Annotated in this window: 16 protein-coding genes and 1 pseudogene; 12 read left to right on the top strand and 5 right to left on the bottom strand. The window is 73.1% G+C overall.

From position 1 onward, the window contains the following. Positions 1-146 precede the first annotated feature (146 nt). Both ACIGAQ_RS03360 and ACIGAQ_RS03365 read left to right on the top strand, forming a co-directional pair. Positions 147-596 carry a hypothetical protein gene (locus tag ACIGAQ_RS03360; protein WP_399778793.1) on the top strand — a complete coding sequence of 150 codons (450 nt, stop codon included), beginning with the start codon at positions 147-149 and terminating at the stop codon, positions 594-596. A gap of 193 nt (positions 597-789) precedes the next feature. Then, positions 790-2,403 carry a hypothetical protein gene (locus ACIGAQ_RS03365; protein WP_399778795.1) on the top strand — a complete coding sequence of 538 codons (1,614 nt, stop codon included), beginning with the start codon at positions 790-792 and terminating at the stop codon, positions 2,401-2,403. Positions 2,404-2,681: 278 nt separating this feature from the next. Here ACIGAQ_RS03365 and ACIGAQ_RS03370 read toward each other — a convergent pair whose 3' ends face one another. Then, entirely contained in the window at positions 2,682-3,620 is a 939-nt protein-coding gene (locus tag ACIGAQ_RS03370) for an ATP-binding protein (protein ID WP_399778797.1), read from the bottom strand. A 140-nt stretch (positions 3,621-3,760) separates the two neighbouring features. On the opposite strand from ACIGAQ_RS03370, the gene ACIGAQ_RS03375 reads away from it, so the two are divergent. Continuing rightward, the gene (locus ACIGAQ_RS03375) at positions 3,761-5,260 is read left to right on the top strand and encodes an ABC transporter substrate-binding protein (protein WP_399778799.1); all 1,500 of its coding nucleotides are present in this window, start codon (positions 3,761-3,763) and stop codon (positions 5,258-5,260) included. A 14-nt stretch (positions 5,261-5,274) separates the two neighbouring features. Here ACIGAQ_RS03375 and ACIGAQ_RS03380 read toward each other — a convergent pair whose 3' ends face one another. Beyond that, on the bottom strand, positions 5,275-5,676 hold the full coding sequence (locus tag ACIGAQ_RS03380; protein WP_311681058.1) for a RidA family protein: 402 nt from the start codon (positions 5,674-5,676) through the stop codon (positions 5,275-5,277). Between the two features lie 117 nt (positions 5,677-5,793). Between ACIGAQ_RS03380 and ACIGAQ_RS03385 the strand changes: the two genes are divergently transcribed. Further along, positions 5,794-6,174 carry a winged helix-turn-helix transcriptional regulator gene (locus ACIGAQ_RS03385; RefSeq protein WP_399778801.1) on the top strand — a complete coding sequence of 127 codons (381 nt, stop codon included), beginning with the start codon at positions 5,794-5,796 and terminating at the stop codon, positions 6,172-6,174. A gap of 12 nt (positions 6,175-6,186) precedes the next feature. On the opposite strand, the gene ACIGAQ_RS03390 is transcribed toward ACIGAQ_RS03385, so the two are convergent. Next, on the bottom strand, positions 6,187-6,948 hold the full coding sequence (locus tag ACIGAQ_RS03390) for a CDP-alcohol phosphatidyltransferase family protein (protein ID WP_362279196.1): 762 nt from the start codon (positions 6,946-6,948) through the stop codon (positions 6,187-6,189). A 108-nt stretch (positions 6,949-7,056) separates the two neighbouring features. Here ACIGAQ_RS03390 and ACIGAQ_RS03395 point away from each other — a divergent pair, with 108 nt between their 5' ends. From ACIGAQ_RS03395 to ACIGAQ_RS03415, 5 genes are all read left to right on the top strand, one after another. Further along, positions 7,057-8,037, top strand: a complete 981-nt coding sequence (locus ACIGAQ_RS03395) for a zinc-binding alcohol dehydrogenase (RefSeq protein WP_399778803.1) — start codon at positions 7,057-7,059, stop codon at positions 8,035-8,037. Positions 8,038-8,209: 172 nt separating this feature from the next. Continuing rightward, positions 8,210-8,608 carry a 6-carboxytetrahydropterin synthase gene (locus ACIGAQ_RS03400; RefSeq protein WP_010043117.1) on the top strand — a complete coding sequence of 133 codons (399 nt, stop codon included), beginning with the start codon at positions 8,210-8,212 and terminating at the stop codon, positions 8,606-8,608. Further along, a complete protein-coding gene (locus ACIGAQ_RS03405; protein WP_399778805.1) occupies positions 8,605-9,840 on the top strand; it encodes a glycosyltransferase family 4 protein in 1,236 nt (411 codons plus the stop codon). Before ACIGAQ_RS03400 ends, ACIGAQ_RS03405 begins: the two co-directional genes overlap by 4 nt. Continuing rightward, positions 9,837-11,057 (top strand): SAM-dependent methyltransferase, encoded by a 1,221-nt coding sequence (locus ACIGAQ_RS03410; RefSeq protein ID WP_399778807.1) that lies wholly within the window; start codon positions 9,837-9,839, stop codon positions 11,055-11,057. The genes ACIGAQ_RS03405 and ACIGAQ_RS03410 overlap by 4 nt, the downstream gene beginning before the upstream one ends. Further along, positions 11,054-12,598: a lysylphosphatidylglycerol synthase transmembrane domain-containing protein gene (locus tag ACIGAQ_RS03415; RefSeq protein ID WP_399778809.1), complete on the top strand. Its 1,545-nt coding sequence runs from the start codon at positions 11,054-11,056 to the stop codon at positions 12,596-12,598. Before ACIGAQ_RS03410 ends, ACIGAQ_RS03415 begins: the two co-directional genes overlap by 4 nt. Here ACIGAQ_RS03415 and ACIGAQ_RS03420 read toward each other — a convergent pair. After that, a pseudogene (locus ACIGAQ_RS03420) lies at positions 12,481-13,203 on the bottom strand (creatininase family protein); the annotation flags it as partial. The gene ACIGAQ_RS03415 and the pseudogene ACIGAQ_RS03420 sit on opposite strands and share 118 nt — an antisense overlap. Before the next feature lie 41 nt (positions 13,204-13,244). Here ACIGAQ_RS03420 and ribA point away from each other — a divergent pair. The 3 genes from ribA to ACIGAQ_RS03435 all read left to right on the top strand — a co-directional run bounded on the left by ribA (position 13,245) and on the right by ACIGAQ_RS03435 (position 16,261). Continuing rightward, positions 13,245-13,904: a GTP cyclohydrolase II gene (gene ribA, locus ACIGAQ_RS03425; RefSeq protein ID WP_311681071.1), complete on the top strand. Its 660-nt coding sequence runs from the start codon at positions 13,245-13,247 to the stop codon at positions 13,902-13,904. Positions 13,905-14,052: 148 nt separating this feature from the next. Continuing rightward, positions 14,053-15,114, top strand: coding sequence for a saccharopine dehydrogenase (locus tag ACIGAQ_RS03430; protein ID WP_399778811.1), 1,062 nt, complete (start codon positions 14,053-14,055; stop codon positions 15,112-15,114). Next, positions 15,104-16,261 (top strand): saccharopine dehydrogenase family protein, encoded by a 1,158-nt coding sequence (locus tag ACIGAQ_RS03435; protein ID WP_399778813.1) that lies wholly within the window; start codon positions 15,104-15,106, stop codon positions 16,259-16,261. Before ACIGAQ_RS03430 ends, ACIGAQ_RS03435 begins: the two co-directional genes overlap by 11 nt. Here ACIGAQ_RS03435 and ACIGAQ_RS03440 read toward each other — a convergent pair. Next, positions 16,258-17,499 carry a serine hydrolase domain-containing protein gene (locus ACIGAQ_RS03440; protein ID WP_362279192.1) on the bottom strand — a complete coding sequence of 414 codons (1,242 nt, stop codon included), beginning with the start codon at positions 17,497-17,499 and terminating at the stop codon, positions 16,258-16,260. The genes ACIGAQ_RS03435 and ACIGAQ_RS03440 overlap by 4 nt on opposite strands. Between the last annotated feature and the right edge of the window lie 22 nt (positions 17,500-17,521).

Consider the following 17,521-nt stretch of genomic DNA (forward strand, 5'->3'; position numbering starts at 1 on the left):
TGGGGCCCAACAACGTTTTCTTTTAAATCTCGGGGGGGGGGGGGGGCCGGGCCCCCCCCCCCCCCCCCGGGGGGGGGCCCCCCCCCCCCCCCCGGGCCCCCCCCCCCCGACGCCCCCCCCTGTCCTCCCACCTTTAGGATGAAGCCGTGCTCAAGCCCTCGTCGAGGCCCGCCCGCTGGATCGGCGCCACCCTTGCTCCGCTCCTGCTGTTGACGGCGTGCGCGACCGAAGAGACAGCCAAGGTCCCTGTCGATCGCGTCGTCGGGAATTGGAAGGGGCCCGACGGAGAGCGGCTCTCGTTCTCGGCGGACCGGAAGTTCACCGCCGTCGGTCTGGATTCCGAGATGCTCGCCGAGACCGACTGCCCGGGCGGCGAATCGGCCGGCAGCTGGGGCTTCATGGTCGTCAAGGACAATGGCAGCAGTTTCCGATCTGGCACGGCGACGTCGGGCTCATGGATCGGCCTCGGGTTCGAGCGCCGGCATTTCGGCTGCATGCTGGAACTGGCCGTCGTCGAAGGGGGCGACACCCTGTGCGCCACCGACGACCCCGATGTGCCCTGCGGTCTGGATGTCCGCTTCACTCGCGAGAAGTGATCTTCAACAGTCCGACCCACCGGGCGACGGTATCCGCTGCACCATGTGAGGGACCGGCTGCACACGGCGCACGGTCGTTGAGCGCGCTTGTCGGGGAGGAGAGCGAATGCAGGTCCCTTCGGAGTCCTCGGAGCCCACGGAGAGTGCCGGGTCCGCGCCGAGTGGCAGGAGCGACACCGCCGAACCTCCCGCGGTGGACGGTTCGGCATCGGACCGGCAGGTCGGTCCGGCGACGACGCCGGCCGTTCTGGCAGAGGTGCTGCCGGGGGTCGCCGTCGTACTCGGTGAGGTCCCCGTGGAGCTCCGGCCCGATCTGATCGACTTCGGACTCGTGCCGTCCGCCGACCGCGAGAAGATCTCCACGGTCCTCGCCTCGCTCGGCAACACGGCGACCGCGGCCGGTGGCCTCGCCCACGTGTTCGCCGGTGCGCAAGGGCTCTACAGGATCAGCAGCGCGACGCAGGCGCTGCTGAAGGCCGGCGGGACCCTCGCCGTCAAGGACGGCGCGAACCTCGGAGCAGTGTTCGCCCACGGCAGGATCGTCGCTCAGGCCCGCTTCCTCCCCTTGACGACCGTGAGCACGGCGCAGACCGTGGCCACGCTCGGGCCGGCCCTGGCCATGATCGCGCTTCAGATGCAGCTGAGTGAGATCACGGGCCTCGTGAGGACCAACGTCGCGCTGACGAGCCAGGTGCTCACGACTCTCCGCAACGAGCAGTGGGCCGAACTCACGGGACTCGTCAACACAGTGGCGCGAGCGGTCGACCAGGCGCGAGCGGTCGGGTCCGTCCCCGCGTCCCTGTGGGAGAACGTCGCGGGCCATGAGGCCCCGCTGAGCAAGCAGCTCGACCTGTACCGACGGAACGTCAGGTGCCACGTCGGTCAGCTCGACCAGCCCGGCACACGGGAGCTGCGCGAGTACCTCCAGGCGAACGGCGAGGCGATCCTCTTCGACACCCACGCGCTGCTGTCCTCCCTCCAGGCGTGGACCGGCTATCAGGCACTCCGCGCCGGGAAGGCGAGGAATGCGGGACGCGAAGACGCCGACGAGGCCCGGCTCGTCGGCGTCATCGCGAGCGACACCCGTACGGAGCTGGACTCCTCACTCACCGAGGCGACGCGGCTCGTCGGCGCGCTGACGAGGGAACTGCGCATCATCGCCGAACTTCCCGGACGGGAGACGCTGTCTGCGTCACTGCCGGGGAAACGGAGGGACGCGAAGGCGGTCCGCCACGCCTCCGCCCGTCTGCTGGAGGCGATCGAGCCTCTCGCCGACGCCCTCCGGCCGCCGACTCCTCCGCTGGAGGCGCCGGAGGTCGTCTGTGCACCCGGATCGCTGGACCTGGACCCGTACCTTCGCATCCTGCGCTGGCACGTCGAGGACGGTGAGACCCTGCGCATCCTCGGCTTCGCCGACCAGCTCGACGCCCTGGGCCCGGTGACCGCGATCTTCGGCGGGGCGAAGGAGAAGCTGGCGGCGGCGAGGGACAAGGCCGTGGCCAGGACCCTGATCGCGGTCACGGACCGCCGTGTCATCACCACCGGAACGAACGCGCTCCTCGAGCAGGGCGAGGTCCGTCGGGAGATCCCGATCGACCAGGTGCGCTACGTCCGCGCAGCGACACGGGACGAGGGTGAGCGCCCGACGATCGATCTCATCACGCGGGACGAGAGCATCCGTTGGCTGTTCCGCGCCGACACCGACCGCACCCGGGTGGACGCGCTCGCCGCGGTGCTCGCCGAGTCGATGAGGATTCCGGACGAGGAGCGCGAGGCGCTTCTCGGGCGGCGTCCCGCTGCCGGTTGAGTCCATCGACTCCGCCCCAGGCCCTCGTCGGGGGAGAGGACGCCGACGGCCTGGACTTGGTGTGGAACCTGTCCGCGTACATCACCAGCCTCTCTTCCGACCTGGCGTGTGAGGCCCGCTCCGATGCGGTGGGAGCAGAAAGCGGCGGAGGGTTGTCGGGGAGGTCCTCCGCCTCCAGGCGGTAGACGCCGATGTCGTGGAGCGAGCGTAACGACCGGCGATGCCGCCCGGTCGGGTCAGGCCGGCGTGGGTGCCTTCGCGCGGTGCCCCGCGCCGCGTCAGCGGGCCGCCGGTCCCGGTACGTAATCCGGATCCACCTGTGCCGCCAGGTCCTCGCCCATGCGGTCGTTCGCCCAGGCGTGGGCGTTGCGCAGGTGGAACTCGACCGCGTGACGGTGGAGCCGGGTCCAGTCGCGGACCTGGGCGTCGACCGTCTCGCGCAGGACGTTCAGCGCGTGGTGGTTGTGGGGTTCCAACTCGCCCGCCGCCCGGCCCTGTTCCGCCGCGCGGACCCAGGGGGAGTGCACCAGGTGCGTCAGCAGGTCGTCGCCCACCTGTTCCTTGAGGAAGAGCAGGTCGTCCTCGCACGTGACCTTGTTGCCGACGACCGCGACGCGGATGCCGAACTGCTCGGCGTGGTCGCGGTACTGGCGGTAGACCGACACGCTCTTGCGGGTCGGCTCCGCCACCAGGAACGTGAGGTCGAAGCGGGTGAACAGGCCCGACGCGAAGGCGTCCGCGCCCGCTGTCATGTCGACCACGACGTACTCGCCGGGGCCGTCCAGCAGGTGGCCCAGGTACAGCTCGACCGCGCCGAGTTTGGAGTGGTAGCAGGCCACCCCCAGGTCGGACTCGTCGAACTCGCCCGTCACCATCAGGGGTACGCCGCCGGCCCGGCCCACGTGGCGGGCGTGCAGCGCGTCGTCGCCCAGAGGGCGCAGGAGGCGGGAGCCGCGACCCGGCGGGGTGGTCTTGAGCATCGACCCGGCCGAAGTGATGCGCGGGTTGTCGCCCCGGAGGAAGTCCTTGATGCCGGTGAGGTGCGGGCCCAGCGGGACGGCGGGCCGTTCCTCGGGGCCCAGCGCCTCGGCCAGGTGCTGGTTGATGTCGCCGTCGACGGCGAGGACCGGGGCGCCGGAGCGCGCCAGGTGGCGGGAGAAGAGCGCAGACAGCGTGGTCTTGCCGCTGCCGCCCTTGCCGACGAACGCGACCCTCATGACCGGCCCGGCAATTTGAAAATGGATGTCATGTGACTAGGTTTTAGGGAGTGACCGTCGCCACTGTCAAATCCCGTGCGGCGATCGGGGGTGCCGGTCGGCGGCCGATGCTTGATGCGTAGGGTGTGCAGGTGCGTTACATGAGCAGTAAGGGTCCTTGCCGGTTCCTCGCCGTCCTCGTCCTCCTGCCGGGACTGGCCGGCTGTTTCGTCTCCCCCGACGGGCAGTCGTCGCCGGACGGGGGGCCATCCGGCTCCCGGCTGCGCGTCGCCCTCGCCTTCCCGCCCGCCGAGAACTTCTCGCCGTACGGGGCCGACGCCACGCTGCTCAGCCGTCTCGGTGTCACCGAAGGGCTGACCGCCCTGGACGCCAACGGCGCCGCGACCCCCGCACTCGCCCGGTCCTGGAGCCGCGAGGACGACCGCACCTGGCACTTCACCCTGCGCGAGGCCACCTTCCACGACGGCACCGAGGTCACCCCGTCGGCCGTGGCCGGGGCACTGACCCGGGCCACGAAGGCGAAGCCCGTGCCCGCCCCCCTCGCGGGCGTCACGCTCAGCGCGCGGCCCGACGGGGACGACGGCGTGCGCGTCACCACCGCCGAGCCCGACCCCGTCCTGCCCATGCGCCTGGCCGGCCCGAGCCTGGCCGTCCTGTCCCCGAAGGCGTACGCGAAGCGCGGCAACCCCACGCCGGTCGGCACGGCCACGGGCCCCTTCGAACTCACCCGCGTCGACGGCGGCACCTCCGCGACCCTCGACCGCTACGACGACCACTGGGGCGGCCGCGCCCAGGCCTCCGGCATCGACGCGCGTTTCGTCACGGACGGCACCGCGCGCGCCAACGCCGTCCGCACCGGCGACGTCGACATCGCCGAGGCCGTCCCGGTCGCCCAGGCCGCCACGCTCGACGCGGACACCCGCCGGGAAGCCGGCACCACCCGGACCACCAGCCTGCACCTCAACACCAGGACCGGCCCCTTCAAGGACCCGGAGCTGCGTGCCGCCGCCCGTGCGGCCGTCGACTCCTCCGCCCTCGTCGAGGGCGTCTTCGAAGGACACGCCGACCCCGGCGCCGGAATCTACGGCCCCGCCGTCACCTGGGCCGAGGGCAGGAGGGTGAAGCCGTCGGGGCGCGCGAAGGCCGCCCGGCCCGACGGGACTCCGCTCACCCTCGCCACCTACGACAACCGGCCCGAACTCCCCGAAGTCGCCCAGGTCGTGCAGCAGCAGCTCGAACAGGCCGGATTCGAGGTCCGGTTGCAGGTGCGCGAGTACGCGCGGCTGGAGAGCGACGCGCTGGCGGGGAGGTTCGACGCCTTCATCGGCGCCCGCAACAGCCTCCTGGACACCGGCGACCCCGTCGGCATCCTGGCCGCTGACTACACCTGCGACGGCGGTTACAACCTCGCCCTGCTGTGCGACCCGAAGGTCGACCGGGCCGTCGAGCGGGCCGACCGGGCCGACGGCACCGGGGAGCGGCAGGACGCCGCCCTGGCCGCCGAGGCAGTGATCCTCGGCACGGACGCGGTCGTGCCGCTCGCCCACCAGCGGATCGTCCTCGGCGTCTCCGCGAAGGTCCGGGGCGTGCTCCTCGACCCGTACGAGCGGACCCTGGTGGGGCCCGGCACGCGCCGCTGAATGCACCTCCTGCGTCAGGCCGGCAGCCGCGTGTCGACCACGCAGCTGATCTCGACCGCCTGCCCGGGGAAGGTCAGTTCGGTGACGCCCAGGGCCGTGCTGACCGGGCGGTGGGCACCGAAGTAGGCCCGGTTGGCCTCCGCCACCACCTCCGCGTTGCGCACCAGGTCCACCACGTACAGCGTCTGCGAGACGATCTGGTCGCGGGTGGCGCCGTAGTGGGCCAGGACCTTGTCGAGGTTGACGTAGGTGCGCGCGAGCTGCGCGGCCACGTCGTCCTCGGGGCTGAAGTCGCCCGCGTCGTCGAAGGAGAGCTGGCCGGAGACGTGGATCAGCTCGCCGGACCTGATCGCCTGCGTGTAGCCGAAGTGCTTCTCGGCCGGGATGCCGTGGTCGTAGAGGTCGAGGGTGGTCATGGTTCCCGTCCTTCCGTCGAGCCCGGATCCGTCCGTGCTCTCTTGTGGTTACTCAGGAACCGTAGGAGAGTGAACGCCGGCCTGGAAGAACGCACTTTTCGGTGACAGGGGAACCAGATGGTGACCAAGCAGCTCAGGGACGTGCCGGAGAACGCGGACCTCCGGCGGGCGGACTCGCTGGCGCGGGAGATCTTCTCCGACGTCGCCAACAAGTGGGCGCTGCTGATCATCGAGGCCCTCGGCGAACGCACGCTCCGCTTCAGCGAGTTGCGCGACGAGGTCGAGGGCGTCAGCCACAAGATGCTGACCCGGAACCTGCGGATGCTGGAGCGCAACGGCCTGGTCGACCGCAAGGTCCACCCCACCGTTCCGCCCAAGGTCGAGTACACGCTCACCGAACCGGGCCGGGCCCTGCGCGCCACGGTCGACCTGATCTGCGGCTGGACCCATGAGCACCTCGGTCACATCGAGGCGGCCCGGGGGCGGTTCGGCACCTGACCGGGCCGGGCGTCAGCCCGCGACGAGTTCCCGGACGGGGCGCGGCGCCGGGGCCTCCTCGACCCGCGAGGTCCGGTACAGCCACAGCACGTCCCGGCCGAACGACCACACCAGCAGACCCAGGGCCAGGGCGGCCACGGCGAAATTGGCCGCGTACGGCAGCAGACCGGAGCCCGCCAGCAGCAGCAGCACGCCCTGCAGCGCGGCGACCGTCTTGCGGGCCGTGCTGGGCGGAAGCGCCGCGGTCAGCCAGGGCCACACCCGGGCCGCGGCGACGAAGACGTACCGCATGCCGCCGATCAGCAGCACCCACGGGCCCAGTTCCGTCGAGACGTACACACTGAGCACCAGGATCAGGAACGCGTCGACCTCCATGTCGAAGCGCGCGCCCAGCGGGGTGGAGGTGCCGGTGCGGCGGGCGACCTTGCCGTCGACGCCGTCGAGGATCAGTGCCACCGCCGTCAGCCCGACGAACAGCGACACCGGCGGCGAGCTCTGGAAGGAGTCCGCGACCAGCGCGGTGACACCGCCGACGAGCGTGGCCCGGCCGAGGGTGACCCGGTTCGCCGCGCCGAAGGAGCGCAACCGGGAGCGGTGCAGAGCCCGGGAGAGCACCGCCCAGGTGGCGATCGCGAACGCGAGGCCGCTCAGCCAGCCCGCCGGGCCCATCCCGATCGCCGTGCCGATCAGGGCCAGCAGCAGGACCTGCACCCCCGCCCCCACGGCGGTCTCCTGCTGTACGAGCCTCGCGTCGTAAGTGTTGTTCAGGGCCACCGAACACCCTCCGGCCGTGTGACAGAGTCGATCAACGCCGCTACCTTGTGCGCGGCCTGTGCACCCCTCGGTACGCAAGCAGCTTCCCGATCGTTCAGGAGGACTTCGATGAAGCACACCGGACGCGCTTTCTGGATCGACTCGCCTGGCCGAGGCGTGATCCGGGACGTCGCCCTGCGCGCACCCGCTGAGGACGAGGTGCTGGTGCGTACGCTGTTCTCCGGTGTCAGCCGCGGCACCGAGACACTCGTCTTCCGCGGCGGCGTGCCCGAGAGCCAGCACTCGGTCATGCGGGCCCCCTTCCAGGAAGGCGACTTCCCGGGCCCCGTGAAGTACGGCTACCTCAACGTCGGCGTGGTGGAGGAGGGACCCGAAGCGCTCGCCGGCCGGACGGTGTTCTGCCTCTACCCGCACCAGACGCGGTACGTCGTGCCGGCGAGCGCCGTGACGCCCGTCCCGGACAGCGTGCCCGCCGAACGGGCCGTGCTCGCCGGGACGGTGGAGACCGCCGTCAACGCCCTGTGGGACGCCGCGCCCCTGATCGGCGACCGGATCGCCGTGGTCGGCGGCGGCATGGTCGGCTGCTCCGTCGCCGCCCTGCTCGCCCGCTTCCCCGGCGTGCGCGTCCAGCTGGTCGACGCCGACCCGTCCCGCGCGAAGACGGCCGAGGCACTCGGAGTGTCCTTCGCCACCCCGCAGGACGCCGACGGCGACCGCGACCTGGTCGTCCACGCCAGCGCCACCGAACAGGGCCTCGCCCGGTCGCTGGAACTCCTCTCCGCCGAGGGCACCGTCGTCGAACTGAGCTGGTACGGCGACCGCAAGGTGAGCCTGCCGCTCGGCGAGGCCTTCCACTCCCGGCGTCTGACCATCCGCTCCAGCCAGGTCGGCACCGTCTCCCCGGCCCGCCCCGGCCGCAGCCACGCCGACCGCCTCGCCGTCGCCCTCGACCTGCTCGCCGACCCGGCGCTCGACGCCCTCGTCACGGGCGAGTCGGCCTTCGAGGACCTGCCCGGCGTGCTGCCGGGACTCGCCTCGGGCGAGGTCCCCGCCCTGTGCCACCGCGTCCGTTACGACGAGAGCGATTGACGCATCGGCTGACGATTCGTTCCATCCGGTACGACATCGGCGGAGCAAGAGCGCCTGACCTGAGAAAAGACGTAGCCGACACTGAACGGGGGAAGGGAAGCAGCCGTACTACTCGGCATCCCCGGCAGCCATCAGCGGGGGAGCAGACGCGCCGCACCTGGAGGGTCGTCCGTTGTTCAGCATCACCGTCCGCGATCACATCATGATCGCCCACAGCTTCCGCGGCGAGGTCTTCGGACCGGCGCAGCGCCTGCACGGCGCCACGTTCCTGGTGGACGCCACGTTCCGGCGCGAACAGCTGGACGAGGACAACATCGTCGTCGACATCGGGCTGGCCACCCAGGAACTCGGGGCCGTCGTCAGCGAGCTGAACTACCGCAACCTCGACAACGAGCCCGATTTCGCCGGAGTCAACACGTCCACGGAGTTCCTGGCCAAGGTCATCGCCGACCGGCTCGCCGAGCGCATCCACAAGGGCGCGCTGGGCGAGGGCGCCAAGGGCATCGCGGGCCTCACCGTCACCCTGCACGAGTCGCACATCGCCTGGGCGAGTTACGAGCGTGCGCTGTGACCGACACGACCATCGAGCGGCCCGGACCGGCCGGAGCGGTACCCGCGCCGCCCGGGCCGGCCGGAGCGGCACCCGCGCGCCTCGACTACGTGCCCGTGCAGCACGCCGCCCTGAAGAACGCCGAGATCATCCCCATGTCCCTGCGCACCGTGCACTTCGTGCTGCCGGGCGGCGTCGACGACCCGGCGACCCCCAGCGGCGGCAACGCCTACGACCGGCGGGTCTGCCTGGACCTGCCGGGCTTCGGCTGGCAGGTGAACAAGCACGCGGTGGCCGGCGTGTGGCCCCGGCCCGCGGCGGCCGCCCGGACGGAACTCGCCCGCACGCTGGCCGCGTTGCCCGACGGCGCCGTCGTCCTGCTCGACGGGCTCGTCGCCTGCGGCGTGCCGGAGATCGTGGTGCCGGAGGCGGAACGGCTGCGCATGGCCGTGCTCGTCCACCTCCCGCTCGGCGACGAGACCGGGCTCGACGCCGCGGTCGCCGCCGAACTCGACGCCAGGGAGCGGGCGGTGCTGCGGGCGGTGCCCGCGGTGATCGCCACCAGCGACTGGGCGGTCCGCCGTCTCGTCGCCCACCACGGCCTGCCCCCGGAGCGGGTGCACGTCGCCGCTCCCGGCGCCGACATCGCACCCCTCGCGCCCGGCACCGACGGTGTGTCGCGGCTGCTGTGCGTGGCCGCCGTGACCCCGCGCAAGGGGCAGCACCGGCTGGTGGAGGCGCTGGCCACGGTGACCGACCTGCCGTGGAGCTGCGTGTGCGTCGGCGCCCTCACCCAGGACCCCGAGTACGTCGCCCATCTGCGGTCCCTCATCGCACGGCACGGCCTGCGGGACCGGCTGGAGCTGGCCGGACCGCAGTCCGGCGCCGCCCTGGACGCCAGTTACGCCACCGCCGACCTGATGGTCCTCACCTCCTACGCCGAGACGTACGGCATGGCCGTGACCGAGGCACTGGCCCGGGGCATCCCGGTGCTGGCGACGGACGTCGGCGGGCTTCCCGAGGCGGTCGGCCGCGCGCCCGACGGCGGGGTGCCCGGCATCCTCGTGCCGCCGGAGAACCCCGCCGCCATCGCCGCCGAACTGCGCGGCTGGTTCGGCGAGGCGGATGTACGACGCCGGCTGAAGGCCGCCGCCCGCGGCCGTCGCGCCGCCCTCGACGGCTGGGCGACGACCGCACAGAGCCTGGCGGCTGTTCTGCGCCGGCTCCCGACCGAACCCCGGAGGGCCGCATGACGAACCCGGCGACGACGAAGCCGAGCGGAGCGATCCCGGCCCGGCCCGGGCCCGCCCGCGCCGCGGAGTCCACGGGCGGCGTGCTTCCCGGGCCCGTGCCCGGCGGCGCCGCGGGCCCCACGGACCCCGCGGGCGTGAGGGCCGGCGGCAACACCGGAGCGGGCCGGGCGCCGGCCACGGGTACCGGGTCCGTGACAGGCCGGCCCGCCGGCGGGGTGGACGCGAGTGCCGGTCCGGGCGGCCTCGCCGGCACGGTCCCCGCGCGGACCGGTCCCGGCGGCCCGTCCGGACCCGCCCACGCCCCCGGCGCGGTCATCCCCGGCGCGGGCCCCACCGCCGCACCCGGCTCCCGGCCCACGGTGAAACTGCGGGAGGCCGCTCCCGACGACCCGCCCCGGTACGCGCCGGAATGGCTGGAGCTGCGGGAACCGGCCGATGCCGCCGCGCGGGCGCACGACCTGCTCGACCCCTTGCGGATCCGGCTCGCCAACCTGCCCGGAAAGTCGGGTGTCGTCATCCACGACCTGGGCTGCGGCACGGGTTCGATGGGCCGCTGGCTCGCCGCCCGACTGGACGGCGCGCAGCACTGGATCCTGCACGACCGCGACCCCTACCTGCTGCACTTCGCCGCCGTGGCCTCCCCCCGCTCGGCCGCCGACGGCAGCCGGGTCAGCGTGGAGACGCGGCGCGGTGACGTCGCCCGGCTCACCGCGGACGCCCTGCACGGTGCCTCCCTGGTGACGGCGTCCGCCCTGCTGGACGTCCTCACCCGGGAGGAGATCGACACCCTGGCCGCCGCCTGCGCAGGAGCCGGCTGCCCCGCTCTGCTGACGCTGTCCGTCGCCGGACGCGTGGAACTGACCCCGTCCCACCCGCTCGACGCGGAGATCACGCGGGCGTTCAACGACCATCAGCGCCGCGACGGCCTCCTCGGCCCCGACGCGGTCACGGTGGCGGCCGAGGCGTTCTCGGCGCACGGCGCGACCGTACGGTTGCACCCGAGTCCCTGGCGGCTCGGGCCCGAGCAGGCCGCGCTCACCGAGCAGTGGCTGCGCGGCTGGGTCGGCGCCGCAGTCGAGCAGCGTCCCGAGCTGCGGGCCGAAGCGGAGGTCTACCTGAACAACCGCCTGCGCCAGTGCGCGGAAGGCGAGTTGCGCGTCACGGTCCACCACACCGACCTCCTGGCCCTGTGCCACCCGGTGGACGGAGCGTCATGACCCCCCAGGCGACGGGCACCCGCCCCCGACCCCACGGCACACCGGACGCCCCGCCCCCGCCCCCGGCGCCGGCGGCTCCGGTCACGGGGGCCCAGGCGGTCCCGGTGATTGCCGCGACCGCCGCGGCATCCGGGCCGACGCACCGCCGCCCCGCCGACCGGGCCGGGGCTCCGGCGGCCGCCGCCACGCCTGTCCCGGCCGCGCCCGGCATCGGGGACCGCGACTCGCAGTCCGGGGTCGTGGCCGAGCTTCCCGGCGTCCCGTCGCCCACGGCCGCCACGGAGACACCCGGTGACCGCACCGGCGCCCCCGCGCCCGGCCGTCCGCGTCCGCTGCTCGCCAGGCTCGGTTCCCGCAAGGCCCGTACGCGCCTCGGGACCGTCGTCGGTGCCGCCATCGTCGGGGTGCTGTTCTGGCGGTTGGGTACGGGTGCCTTCCTTGACGGGCTGCGCCGGATCGACGCCGTGACGCTGCTGCTCGCGCTCGGGATCGGCGCCGTCACGACCGTGTTCAGCGCGTGGCGGTGGGCGCTCGTCGCCCGCGGCCTGCGCATCCGGCTGCCGTTCGGGCCCGCCGTCGCCGACTACTACCGCGCGCTGTTCCTCAACGCGGCCCTGCCCGGCGGCGTCCTCGGCGACGTCCACCGGGCGGTACGGCACGGACGGAGCGAGGGGGACCTGCGGCGCGGCGTGAAGGCCGTCGTCCTCGAACGGACCGCCGGGCAGCTCGCACTGTTCGCCGCGGCCGCGGTCGTCCTGCTGACCATGCCGTCCCCGGTGCTCGCCGAGGCCCGGCACCTCGCCCCGCTCGCGGCCCTGGCCGGACTCGGCGCCCTCGCCGTCGTCCTCGCCCTGCGCATGAACCGGGCCACGCCCGCGCGCCGGGGCGGGAGGGTCCGCGCGCTGCTCGCCGAGGCCCGGGAAGGGCTGCTGTCCCGGCGCAACGGACCCGGAGTGCTTGCCTCCTCCGTGGTCGTCCTGGCAGGTTACGTCGCCATGTTCGTCCTCGCCGCCCGTGTCGCCGGGACCACCGCCTCCGTGGCCGTCCTGGTGCCGCTCGCCGTCCTCGCCCTGCTGGCGATGGGACTGCCCCTGAACGTCGGCGGCTGGGGCCCCAGGGAGGGCGTCACCGCCTGGGCCTTCGGCGCCGCCGGTCTGGGCGCCGGCCGGGGACTCGCCGTCGCGGTCGTCTACGGGGTGCTCAGCCTCGTGGCGAGCCTGCCCGGCCTGATCGTGCTCGTCGCCCGCTGGTACACGGGCCTGCGCGCTGCCGACGGCGCCCGGGCCACCGACGGCGCCCGGGCCACCGACGGCGCCCGGGCCACCGACGGCGCCGGGGCGACCGACCGGACCGGCGCCGCCGACCGCACCCGCGCCGCGGGCGCGGACCCGGGCGCCGGCCCCGCGCCCCGGACGACCTACGCCTCGGAGGTCAGCATCGAGAAATACGCCCCGAAGGAATCCGCGAGGCTCGCCAGGAGTTCCTTCCCCTTTTCCGCCGATCCCAGCGAAGGACGGCCGATGACACCCGAATCGGTATAGCCGGACATGCCGAGGGTGAGCAAATGACGCCGGTCGTCAGCGACGAAATCGGAGGTCTCATAACCGGGTCGGAGCATTTCGGGATGAGCGTGCAGAAGGATGGAGGTTTCTATTTCCCCCGCGTGCATGTCGGTGAGCAGCGAGGTGACCACACCCGCCCGCTCCCGCGCCGCCTCCCAGTCCTCCGCGGCCGGGAAGAGCGCCATCCGCTCGCCGCGGGCGGAGGACTCCTGAACGACGTTGCCCAGCACGTAGTTCCCGCCGTGCCCGTTGACCACCACCAGGGCGTCGACCCCGGACCGGCGCAGCGAGGCCGCTATGTCCCGTACCACCGCATGAAGGGTCACCGAGGAGATGCTGACGGTCCCCGGCCAGGCCGCGTGCTCGTGCGAGCACGAGATCGTCACCGGAGGAAGGAGGTGCACCGGGTACGCGCCGGCTATCTCCCGCGCGACGGCACAGGCGACGAGCGTGTCGGTCGCCAGGGGAAGATACGGACCGTGCTGCTCGAAGCTCCCCACGGGAAGCACCGCGACCTGCCGTGAGACATCGGCGCCCCGCGTCCGTACGTCTTCCGTGGTGTCCGCCGGCACCAGATCATTCATCACGTCACGGCCTTTCGTCTCTGCTTAGGAACTCGAGAATCATGACAGAAAAAATAGGCGTACTCGGCAAGAAGTCACCGCAGCGCACCGGCGTGGAACGCGTCGTGAATGCACCCTTGCCCACCGTGTACGGCGCATTCCAGGCGATCGGCTACATGGACCACGACCGCGGTGACGAACAGGTCGCGCTGGTCCACGGCGAACTCGCCACCGACGACGTTCTCGTCCGGCTGCACTCGGAGTGCCTCACCGGGGACTCCTTCGGCTCCCAGCACTGCGAGTGCGGCGACCAACTGGACGCCGCCCTGCGCGCGGTGGTCGCCGAGGGCGCCGGTGTCGTCGTCTACCTCAGAGGGCACGAGGGCCGCGGCATCGGCCTGCTCGCCAAGCTGCGCGCGATGGCGCTGCAGGCGGAGGGCCTGGACACCGTGGAGGCCAACCTCGCGCTCGGCCTGCCGGTCGACGCCCGCGACTACGGCGTGGCCGCCCGCATCCTGGACGACCTGGGCGTGCGCTCCGTGCGCCTGATGTCCAACAACCCGCGCAAGCGCGAGGCACTGGTGGACCACGGCATCCGCGTCGCCGAGCAGGTGCCGCTGCTGATCCCGCCGTGCGAGAGCAACATCACCTATCTGCGCACCAAGCGGGAGCGCCTCGACCACCATCTGCCCCATCTCGACGCGGTGGTCAGCTCCTCCTGAGACGCCCGGCCCGGTGCCGGTGCCCCACGACGTGACCTGGGCGAATCCGTACGCGACCCGTGGTCGGGCCGCGTACGCTTCGTGAACGTCCGCCCCTTGAGCGCCGGCCCGAGACGGCCGACGCCTCACGTCCGGAGGCTCACCCGGTATGACCGAGCTCCATCTGTGGCTGCGCCACGAGGCCCGAACGACCGAGCGCCGCACGCCCGTCGTGCCCGACGACGCCCGGCGCCTCGTCGAGAACGGAGTGGAACTGACCGTCGAGGAGTCCCCGCAGCGGGTCTTCCCGATCGAGGAGTACGAGGCGGCCGGCTGCCGCGTCGCCCCCGCGGGCTCCTGGGTGTCGGCCCCGCGGGACGCCGTCGTGCTCGGCCTGAAGGAACTGCCCGGGGAACCGGCCGCGCTGACGCATCGGCACGTCTTCTTCGGCCACGCCTACAAGGGCCAGCCGGGAGCGGCGGAATTGCTGGGCCGCTTCGCCGCCGGCGGCGGGGCGCTGTTCGACCTGGAGTACCTGGTGGACGACTCCGGGCGGCGCCTGGCCGCCTTCGGTTTCTGGGCCGGCTACCTGGGCGCCGCCCTGGCGGTGCTGCGGCACCGGGACCGGCTGCGGGCGCCGCTCGTGCCCACGACCAAGGCCGAACTGGACGAGGCCCTCAAGCCCGCCGACGCCGACCCCGACTTCACGGGCCTGGTCGTCGGCGCGCTGGGACGCAGCGGCCGCGGCGCCCGTGTGGCCTTCGCCGCCGCCGGGGTGGACCCGACCTGCTGGGACCTGGCCGAGACCCGCGACCTGGACCGCGCCGCCCTGCTGCGGCACGACGTGATGGTGAACGCGGTCCTCGCCACCAGCCCCGTCCCGCCCTTCCTGCGCGAGCAGGACCTCGACGCGCCCGGCCGCCGCCTGCGCACCCTGTGCGACGTGACGTGCGACGTCGGCTCGCCGCTCAACGTCCTGCCGGTGTACGACGAGACCACCAGCTGGGACGAGCCGGCGCGGCGGCTGCGCGCGCAGCCGCCGCTTGATCTGATCGCCATCGACAACCTGCCCTCCCTGCTGCCGCTGGAGTCCAGCGCCGACTTCTCGGCCGCCCTGCTGCCCCACCTCCTCGACTTCGGCGTCACCGGGCCCTGGGGGCGCTGCCTGGACCGGTTCCGCCAGGCCAACCGCGAGCACGGCTTCGACAAAGGGGATCTCCGTGACCACTGATCCGGTACCCGCGAGCGGCACCGTCCACTGGATCGGCGCGGGCCTGTCCACCGGCAGCGGACTGGCCGCGCTGTGCGACAGCGCCGAGCACGTACGGCTGTGGCACCGCACCGAGGGCCGTGCCGCCGACGCCCTCGGCCGGCTGGGCCTGGCCGGACGGGTCGAGCCCCGCGCCTACACGCTGTCCGCGCTCACCGCCGAACTGGCGCCCGGCGACGTGGTGGTGTCCATGCTGCCGGCGCCGGAGCACGCGCCGCTGCTGGCGGAGTGCGTGCGGCTGGGGGCGCACTTCGCCTGCTCCAGCTATGTGTCCGAGGCGGTGCTTGAGCAGGTGCCCGCCGCCGAGAAGGCCGGGGTCGTCGTGCTCACCGAGGCCGGGCTCGATCCGGGCATCGACCACCTCTTCGCGCACGACCTCGTCGCCCGGGCCCGCGAGGCGATCGGCGACGGAACTCCCGCCTCGTACGCCCTCACGTCGTACTGCGGCGGTGTCCCCGCCGAGCCGAACGACTTCACCTACCGTTTCAGCTGGGCACCCGCCGGCGTCCTCAACGCCCTGCGCTCACCGGCCCGTTACATCGACGACGGCGCCGAGACGGTCGCCGAGCGCCCCTGGGAGGCGACCCGGCGGCACGTCGTCGACGGGGAGACGTTCGAGGTCTACCCCAACCGCGACAGCGTGCCCTTCGTCGCGCAGTACGGACTGCCGGACACCTGGTCGCCGCGGACGTTCGTCCGCGGCACCCTGCGTCTGGAGGGCTGGCTGCGGGCCTGGGACGCCGTGTTCGAGGAACTGAGGCGGGGTGACGACGAGCGGATCGCCGAGCTGGCCCGGGAACTGGCCGCCCGGTACCCGACCACGGAGGACGACCGGGACCGGGTCGTCCTCGCCGTCTCCCTGGACGTACGGTCCGAGGCGGGGCAGAGCTGGTCCGGCGGCTACCTGCTGGACCTGGTGGGGGACGCCGGGGAGAGCGCGATGGCCCGCTGCGTCTCGCGCACCCTCGCCCTGGGCGTCCGCCACGTCCTGGACGGCTCCCTGCCGCCGGGCCTGAACCGCGCGGCCGAGACGGCGGCCCGGTCACAGCAGTGGCTGAGCGAACTCGCCCGCGACGGAGTGGAGTTCACGCTCCGCGTCGACCGCTAGCCGGGAACGGGGCCCGTCAGGGCCTCGTGCACCAGCCGCTTGAGGTCCTTGAAGACCGTGTGCGAGGTCCTGGGCCGCACCTGCGTCATGAACTGCACCGTCAGGTCGCGGCCCGGGTCCACCCAGAACGTCGTCGTCGCCACCCCGCTCCAGCCGAACGCACCGAGCCCGGACGGCACCTGCGTCCGGTCCGGGTCGATCACCACCGAGCAGTTGAAGCCGAAGCCCATCCCCTCGTTGCCGGGCTCGTCGTGGGCGGGGCGGCTGCCGAAGGAGCGCAGGTCGGCGCCGCCCGGCAGGTGGTTGCGGCTCATCAGGTCCACGCTCCGCGCAGTGAGCAGCCGGACGCCGTCCAGTTCGCCGCGGCGCCGCAGCAGCTCCATGAAGCGGTGGTAGTCGTGGGCCGAGCACACCATGCCGCCGCTGCCCGACAGGAACCGCGGCCGCCCGCGCAGCGGCAGCCCGGGGATCGGCTCGATGCCGCCGCCCTCCTTCTCGCCGTACATCTCGGACAGCCGCGGCGCCTGTTCGTCCGTGACGTGGAAGCCCGCGTCGGTCATGCCGAGGGGCCCGAAGATCCGCTCGGCACAGAACGCGTCCAGCGGCCGGCCGGAGACGACCTCGATGAGGCGGCCCAGGACGTTGCTGGCCACCGAGTAGTTCCACTCGGTGCCGGGTTCGAACTGCAGGGGCAGGCTCGCGTACACCTCGATGGTCTCGGCCAGGTCCGCGCCCGGCGGCACGGACGATTCCAGACCGGCCCGGCGGTACAGAGCGTCGACGGGGTGGGAGTGGTAGAAGCCGAAGGTGAGACCCGCGGTGTGGGTCAGCAGGTGCCGGACGAGTATGGGGCCCGCCGCCGGGCGGGTCCGCACGTCCTCGCCCGAGCCGCCGGCGTACACCCGCGGCTCGGCGAAGGCCGGCAGATGGTCGGCGACCGGGTCGTCCAGCGACAACCGGCCCTCCTCCACGAGCAGCAGCGTGGCGACGGCGGTGACCGGTTTCGTCATGGAGTAGACCCGCCACAGGGTGTCGGGCTCGACGGGGAGCCCGGCCGCGATGTCGCGTGAGCCGTGGGTGGCGAGGTGGGCGACGCGTCCGCCGCGGGCGATCGAGACGAGGAAGCCGGGCAGCCGCCCCTCGTCGACGAACCGGGCGAAGTGCCGGTCCAGGCGTTCCAGCACGCGCGGGTCCAGCCCCGCCTCGGCCGGTTCGATCTCTTCTCGCAGTGGTGCCATGGCTCGTCCTCCGTCGCGCTCG

Origin of the sequence: Streptomyces sp. NPDC085932 (genome assembly GCF_044540525.1) — a bacterium.
Classification (GTDB): Bacteria; Actinomycetota; Actinomycetes; order Streptomycetales; family Streptomycetaceae; genus Streptomyces; species Streptomyces levis.